This window comes from Streptomyces sp. NPDC002784 (assembly GCF_053592135.1).
Genome location: NZ_JBSFVD010000006.1, coordinates 320006 through 326165 on the forward strand (window position 1 = coordinate 320006; position 6160 = coordinate 326165).

A 6160-nucleotide genomic window follows, 5' to 3' on the forward strand; every position below is an offset into this window, starting at 1 on the left:
CGGGCAAGAGCGATGAAGGCATTCCGGTTGGATGAACTGGAGGCGGAACGCGCCGCCAATGACGGCGCCTACCTGCAGTTTCTGCGTGAACGGAACATGTCGGTCGGTCTGTACGCGCTCGACGCGGGCGATCACGATCCCCAGCAGCCGCACCAGCAGGACGAGGTCTACTTCGTCGTGAGCGGCCGGGCCGCGATCACGGTCGGCCTGGAGACCACGCAGGTGGCGCGCGGCAGCGTGGTGTACGTGCCGGCCGGCGTGGCCCACAAGTTCCACCACATCAGCGAGGACCTGCGGGTGCTCGTGGTGTTCTCTCCGCCTGAGAGCTGAAGGCCGCCTGAGAGCTGAAGGCCGCCTGAGAGCTGAAGGCCGCCCGAGAGCTGAGGGTTGCCCCGGCAGCTGAGGGTCCGACCCCCGGATTCCCTAGGGGATCGATCAGGGGAGGACAGGGGGCGCGAGGCCCCCGCCGACGCCCTCCGCGCCCCTAGCATCGAAGGCAGGCACGAAGAGACGGCCCGCCCGCACAGCGCGGGCCGTCCTACCGGACCCGGCACAGCGGCGGGCGGAGAGGTAAGGACGAGGACGATGGGTGAGATCTTCGCGGGACTGCCGTGGTGGGTGAAGTGGATCGCGGTGCCGGTCATCGCCCTGGTGGTGTTCGGCGGGCTGATAGCGAACATCGTCGGCTTCGTCATCGGGCTGCTGTTCAAGGTGCTGGTCTTCGTGGCCCTGGTCGGCGGACTCATTTACGTCGTACGGAAGTTCACGTCGAGCTCTTCCTCGCGGAGCGACTTCTGACGGGCCCGCGGGCAACGGGCGAACGGTAACCAGAAGCATCGGTTCCCTCGGCCGAGGGAAGTTTCCCTGGCAGGCCGTCTGCGAGCGGTGGCGGACGAATAGAGTCCGGAAATCGACGCGGGGACGACCCCGCGAGCGGCGTACACCCCCACCCGTGTTCCCCGCACGGGCTGCCCCCTCGCGCTTCGGGAGTGACCCTTGGCCACGGTTGACACCGCACCCTCCGAGAACCCGACAGTCCGCAACCCCACAGCCCACAACCCCGCAGGCCGCGCACCCGACCGGGCCCCCCACCCCGGCGCCGGGACCCGCGCCCGGCCCCCGGTGCAGCCGACGCCCGAGCGCTCCGGGAACCCGCCCGATCCGGCGAGCGCCGCCCACTCCGCGACCCTCATCGGATCCGTCCAGCGCGCCATGCGCCTGCTGGAATCCGTCGCCGAGCACGAGCACGGCGCCCCCGCCAAGCAGCTGGCCCGGGAGAACGGACTGGCGCTGCCCACCGCGTACCACCTGCTGCGCACCCTCGTCCACGAGGGCTATCTCCGCCGGGACAAGGGCCTGTTCTTCCTCGGGGAGGCAGCCGAGCGGCTGGGCACCAGCGGAGCCCAGCAGAAACGTCGCAGCTCGGTCGCCGACGCGCTCGCGCACTGGCGGGACGCCATCGGGGTGCCCGTGTACTACGCGGTGTACCGGGACGGCGAGATCGAGGTCATGTGCGTCTCCGACACCCCGGGCAACCCCGCGGTCGAGGAGTGGGCCGACTTCCGGGAGACCGGGCACGCGCACGCCATCGGGCAGTGTCTGCTGGCCCAGGTGGACGAGGCCACCCGCCGCGACCACCTGGAGCGCTATCCCGTGCAGCCCGTCACCCCGTACACCGTGCGCGACGACCACACGCTGCTGCGCCGGCTGGACCGGATGGACCGGATGGAGATGGTGACCGAGCGTCAGGAGTACGCGCTGGGCACGGTGTGCGCCGCGATTCCGATCACCGTCGGTACCACGGCGGCGACGATGGCCATCTCCCTCCCGGCCCACCAGGCCGACCGGCTGCTGGTCGCGGCCCGGCAACTGCAGAGCGAGATCGGACGGCATCTGGGGTCGCTGGCGATCTCTATCAGTATCTGAAAACTCACTCCTTGTGATCTCCCGTGTACGTTCAGCAAGATTTCTCTGTGCCGGGGAACCATTCCTGGCCACATCCACGGCAGATGACGGGGTAGGCGATGCACGAGTCCGTACAGGCAGAGGTCATGATGAGCTTCCTCGTCTCCGAGGAGCTCTCTTTCCGCATTCCGGTGGAACTGCGGTACGAGACCTGCGATCCCTACGCCGTGCGGCTGACCTTCCATTTGCCCGGAGACGCGCCGGTGACCTGGGCCTTCGGGCGGGAGCTGCTGATCGACGGGGTGGGTCGGCCATGCGGTGAGGGTGATGTGCGGGTCTCCCCGGCCGACCCCGACGCGCTCGGCGATGTGCTGATCCGGCTTCAGGTGGGCGGCGATCACGCGCTGTTCCGTTCCTCCGCGGCACCGCTCGTGGCGTTCCTCGACCGCACCGACAAGCTCGTGCCGCTGGGCCAGGAGGGTGCGCTGTCCGACTTCGACGCCAGCCTCGACGAGGCACTGGACCGCATCCTGGCGGAGGAACAGAGCGCGGGCTGAAGCGGTGCGGCAGGGCGGCGGGAGCTAGCCGTAACGCTTCAGCAGGCGGCCTGGAGTTGTGCAGGAACGCTTCTTCTCCGCGCCGGGCCGTTGAGGCCGGAATCCGACTGTCGGAGGTGGCGGCGGCCCCCGGCCTCACCGCTTCCTCCGCCCCCAGCCCCCGGCCTCACCGCTTCCTTCGCCGCCCCCGTCCCCCCCGAGCCGGAGCCGGGCGGCCCCCGGCCGCGGCGGGCTCCCGCTCGGGGCGGTCGGAGGCGACCATCAGCGCGGCCAGCGCCGTGGTGACCGGGACCGAGGCGACCAGGCCGATCGAACCGACCAGGGTGCGCACGATCTCCTCCGCGACCAGCTCACTGTTGGCGACCGTGCCCACACTGCTCTGCGCGATCGAGAAGAGCAGCAGCAGCGGCAGCGCGGCGCCCGCATAGGCGAGGACGAGGGTGTTGACGACGGACGCGATGTGGTCGCGGCCGATCCGGATGCCGGCCCGGTACAGACCCCGCCAGCCCATCGTCGGGTTGGCCTCGTGCAGCTCCCAGACGGCCGAGGTCTGGGTGACCGTCACGTCGTCGAGGACACCGAGGGAACCGATGATGATGCCCGCGAGCAGCAGACCGCTCATGTCGATCTCCGGGTACAGCCCGTGGATCAGACCGGTGTTGTCGTCCGTGTTGCCGGTGAGGGCGGCCCAGTCGATGAAGACCGAGCCGAGGATGCCGATCAGCAGCAGCGAGATCAGCGTCCCGAGAACCGCCACGGACGTCCGGGCCGACAGGCCATGACACATGTAGAGGGCGATCAACATGATGGCGCTCGACCCGACCACCGCCACGACCAGCGGGTTCGATCCCTGGAGGATGGCGGGCAGGATGAAGAGGGTCAGCACCAGGAAGCTGACGGCGAGCGCGATCAGCGCCATGACACCGCGCAGCCGGCCCACCGCCACGACGGCCAGCGCGAAGAGACCGGCGAGCACCGCCATCGGGATCCGGCGGTTGACGTCGGTGACCGAGTACTGGAGGTCCTTGGGCGCCGAGGGCTCGTAGGCGACCACGACCTCCTCGTCCTCGTGCAGCTGGCGCGACTGGTCGGGCTGGACGATCTCGGTGAAGGTGCGGCCCTTGTCCTTGCCGGAGTCGACGCGGATCGTCGCCTTCTTGCAGGTGCCGTCCTCCTGCTGCTGCGCCGAGGAGCCCTCCGCGGTGGAGGTGTCGCCGGTCGGGGGAACTCCGGAGGCGTTCACCGAGGAGCAGCTGACCTCCTCGACCTTGGTGACGGTGGCCTGCTGGGTCTGACGGTCGAAGCCGACTCCCGTGCGCTCGTGCGAGGGCGCGCCACCCGGCCACAGCACCGCGAGCCCCACGACGACCGCCGCGGCGAACGGGATGAGGATCGCCGCGATGACCTTGCGCAGATGCTTGGAGACCGGGGCCGCCGGTCCATGGGCATGGCTGTGGGAATGGCCGTTTCCGTGCCCGTGCCCGTCACCACCACCGGTGGATCCGGAACCGGGGCCGCGGGGCGGCTCGGGCGGGAACGGGGGTTCATGCGTCGTGGTCACCGACCGATCATCGCAAGAACGACCGGGGCCCCCTGTTCACCGCGCCCGAATTGACGCTAGCGTGGGGGCACCTTTGTACACGCGGGAGCTCGGAGCACCGGGCTGAGAGGGCGCTGACCTCCGTCCCAGCGATGTTTCACGTGGAACGTCACGACACGCGAGTGACGTTGCACACGAAACGTCGGCAGACGGAAGCCGCTGCGTCGACCGCCGAACCTGTTACCGGGTAATGCCGGCGTAGGGAGTAGGTCTCATGACCATCAAGGACGCACGCACGCCTGCCTCCACGCAGAACGCGACGAACGGTGCGAACGGTTCGTCGAGCGATGAGGCCGGGAAGTCCATCGGCTGGCACAAGGCGTATGTCGAGGGCTCGCGCCCCGATCTGCAGGTGCCGGTCCGTCAGGTGCACCTCACCAACGGGCAGTCCGTCACGCTGTACGACACCTCCGGCCCGTACACCGATCCGGGCGTCGACACCGACGTCCGCCGGGGACTGTCCCCGCTGCGGGAGAACTGGATCATCGGCCGCGGCGACACCGAGGAGTACGCGGGCCGTCCCGTCCGCCCCGAGGACGACGGGATCAAGCACACCTCACCGCGCGGCGGGCTGCGCAACCTCGACGCGGTCTTCCCCGGCCGCCCCCGGCTGCCGCGCCGCGGCCGGGACGGGCAGGCGGTCACGCAGCTCGCGTACGCCCGCCGGGGCGAGATCACGCCCGAGATGGAGTACGTGGCCATCCGGGAGAACGTGGCGCCCGAGGTGGTCCGTGAGGAGATCGCGGCGGGACGCGCGGTGCTGCCCGCCAACGTCAACCACCCGGAGATCGAGCCGATGATCATCGGCAAGCGGTTCCTGGTGAAGGTCAACGCCAATATCGGCAACTCCGCGGTGACGTCCTCCATCGAGGAGGAGGTCGAGAAGATGACCTGGGCGACCCGGTGGGGCGCCGACACGGTCATGGATCTGTCCACCGGCCGCAACATCCACACCACCCGCGAGTGGGTGCTGCGCAACTCCCCCGTCCCCATCGGCACCGTGCCGCTCTACCAGGCCCTGGAGAAGGTCGACGGCAAGGCCGAGGAACTGACCTGGGAGATCTACAAGGACACCGTCATCGAGCAGGCCGAGCAGGGCGTGGACTACATGACGGTCCACGCGGGCGTCCGCCTGCCGTATGTGCCGCTGACCGCCGACCGCAAGACCGGCATCGTCTCCCGCGGCGGCTCGATCATGGCCGCGTGGTGCCTCGCGCACCACAAGGAGAGCTTCCTGTACGAGAACTTCGAGGAGCTCTGCGAGATCCTCGCCGCCTACGACGTCACGTACTCGCTCGGCGACGGCCTGCGGCCCGGTTCGATCGCGGACGCCAACGACGAGGCACAGTTCGCGGAGCTGCGGACGCTCGGCGAACTCAACCGGATCGCCAAGAGCTTCAACGTCCAGACCATGATCGAGGGCCCGGGACATGTCCCGATGCACAAGATCAAGGAGAACATCGACCTTCAGCAGGAGATCTGCGAGGAGGCGCCGTTCTACACGCTCGGCCCGCTGACGACGGATGTCGCCCCGGCGTACGACCACATCACCTCCGGCATCGGTGCCGCGATGATCGCCTGGTGGGGCACGGCCATGCTCTGCTACGTCACGCCCAAGGAGCACCTGGGGCTGCCCAACCGGGACGACGTCAAGACCGGCGTCATCACCTACAAGATCGCCGCCCACGCGGCCGACCTCGCCAAGGGACACCCGGGCGCCCAGGACTGGGACGACGCGCTGTCCGACGCCCGCTTCGAGTTCCGGTGGGAGGACCAGTTCAACCTGGCCCTCGACCCGGACACCGCCCGGGAGTTCCATGACGAGACCCTCCCGGCGGAGCCGGCCAAGACCGCCCACTTCTGCTCCATGTGCGGTCCGAAGTTCTGCTCGATGAAGATCTCCCAGGACATCCGCCGGCAGCACGGCAGCACGGCGGGGGAGATCGAGGACGGGATGGCCCAGAAGTCCAAGGAGTTCGCGGCCGCGGGCAACCGCGTGTATCTGCCGATCGCGGACTGAGCACCGAGAACGGGTCCATGTCGGCCGCGGGGCGGGGGGGGTGCCCGGGGGACAAGGGGCCCAAAGGACAAAGGAACC

General features: G+C 69.3%; 6 protein-coding genes. 5 read left to right on the plus strand and 1 reads right to left on the minus strand.

The window, feature by feature from the left end; translation table 11 throughout:
• Positions 1-12: 12 nt before the first annotated feature.
• The 4 genes from ACWD1Z_RS15475 (at position 13) to ACWD1Z_RS15490 (ending at position 2462) form a co-directional block, all read left to right on the plus strand.
• Positions 13-330: a cupin domain-containing protein gene (locus ACWD1Z_RS15475; RefSeq protein WP_250073700.1), complete on the plus strand. Its 318-nt coding sequence runs from the start codon at positions 13-15 to the stop codon at positions 328-330.
• Between the two features lie 255 nt (positions 331-585).
• Entirely contained in the window at positions 586-798 is a 213-nt protein-coding gene (locus tag ACWD1Z_RS15480; RefSeq protein WP_451118912.1) for a DUF5326 family protein, read from the plus strand.
• Positions 799-1122: 324 nt separating this feature from the next.
• Entirely contained in the window at positions 1123-1926 is an 804-nt protein-coding gene (locus ACWD1Z_RS15485) for an IclR family transcriptional regulator (protein WP_451118938.1), read from the plus strand.
• A 98-nt stretch (positions 1927-2024) separates the two neighbouring features.
• Positions 2025-2462 carry an SsgA family sporulation/cell division regulator gene (locus tag ACWD1Z_RS15490; protein WP_451118914.1) on the plus strand — a complete coding sequence of 146 codons (438 nt, stop codon included), beginning with the start codon at positions 2025-2027 and terminating at the stop codon, positions 2460-2462.
• Between the two features lie 166 nt (positions 2463-2628).
• Here ACWD1Z_RS15490 and ACWD1Z_RS15495 read toward each other — a convergent pair whose 3' ends face one another.
• Entirely contained in the window at positions 2629-4023 is a 1395-nt protein-coding gene (locus ACWD1Z_RS15495; RefSeq protein WP_389416575.1) for a YibE/F family protein, read from the minus strand.
• Positions 4024-4276: 253 nt separating this feature from the next.
• Between ACWD1Z_RS15495 and thiC the strand changes: the two genes are divergently transcribed.
• On the plus strand, positions 4277-6082 hold the full coding sequence (thiC, locus tag ACWD1Z_RS15500; RefSeq protein ID WP_451118916.1) for a phosphomethylpyrimidine synthase ThiC: 1806 nt from the start codon (positions 4277-4279) through the stop codon (positions 6080-6082).
• Positions 6083-6160: the final 78 nt, after the last annotated feature.

Bases quoted from the DNA above. Each gene is read 5' to 3' on its own strand.
- ACWD1Z_RS15480 (WP_451118912.1), top strand. From the start codon at position 586: ATGGGTGAGATCTTCGCGGGACTGCCGTGGTGGGTGAAGTGGATCGCG.
- ACWD1Z_RS15490 (WP_451118914.1), top strand. From the start codon at position 2,025: ATGCACGAGTCCGTACAGGCAGAGGTCATGATGAGCTTCCTCGTCTCC.
- thiC (WP_451118916.1), top strand. From the start codon at position 4,277: ATGACCATCAAGGACGCACGCACGCCTGCCTCCACGCAGAACGCGACG.
- ACWD1Z_RS15475 (WP_250073700.1), top strand. From the start codon at position 13: ATGAAGGCATTCCGGTTGGATGAACTGGAGGCGGAACGCGCCGCCAAT.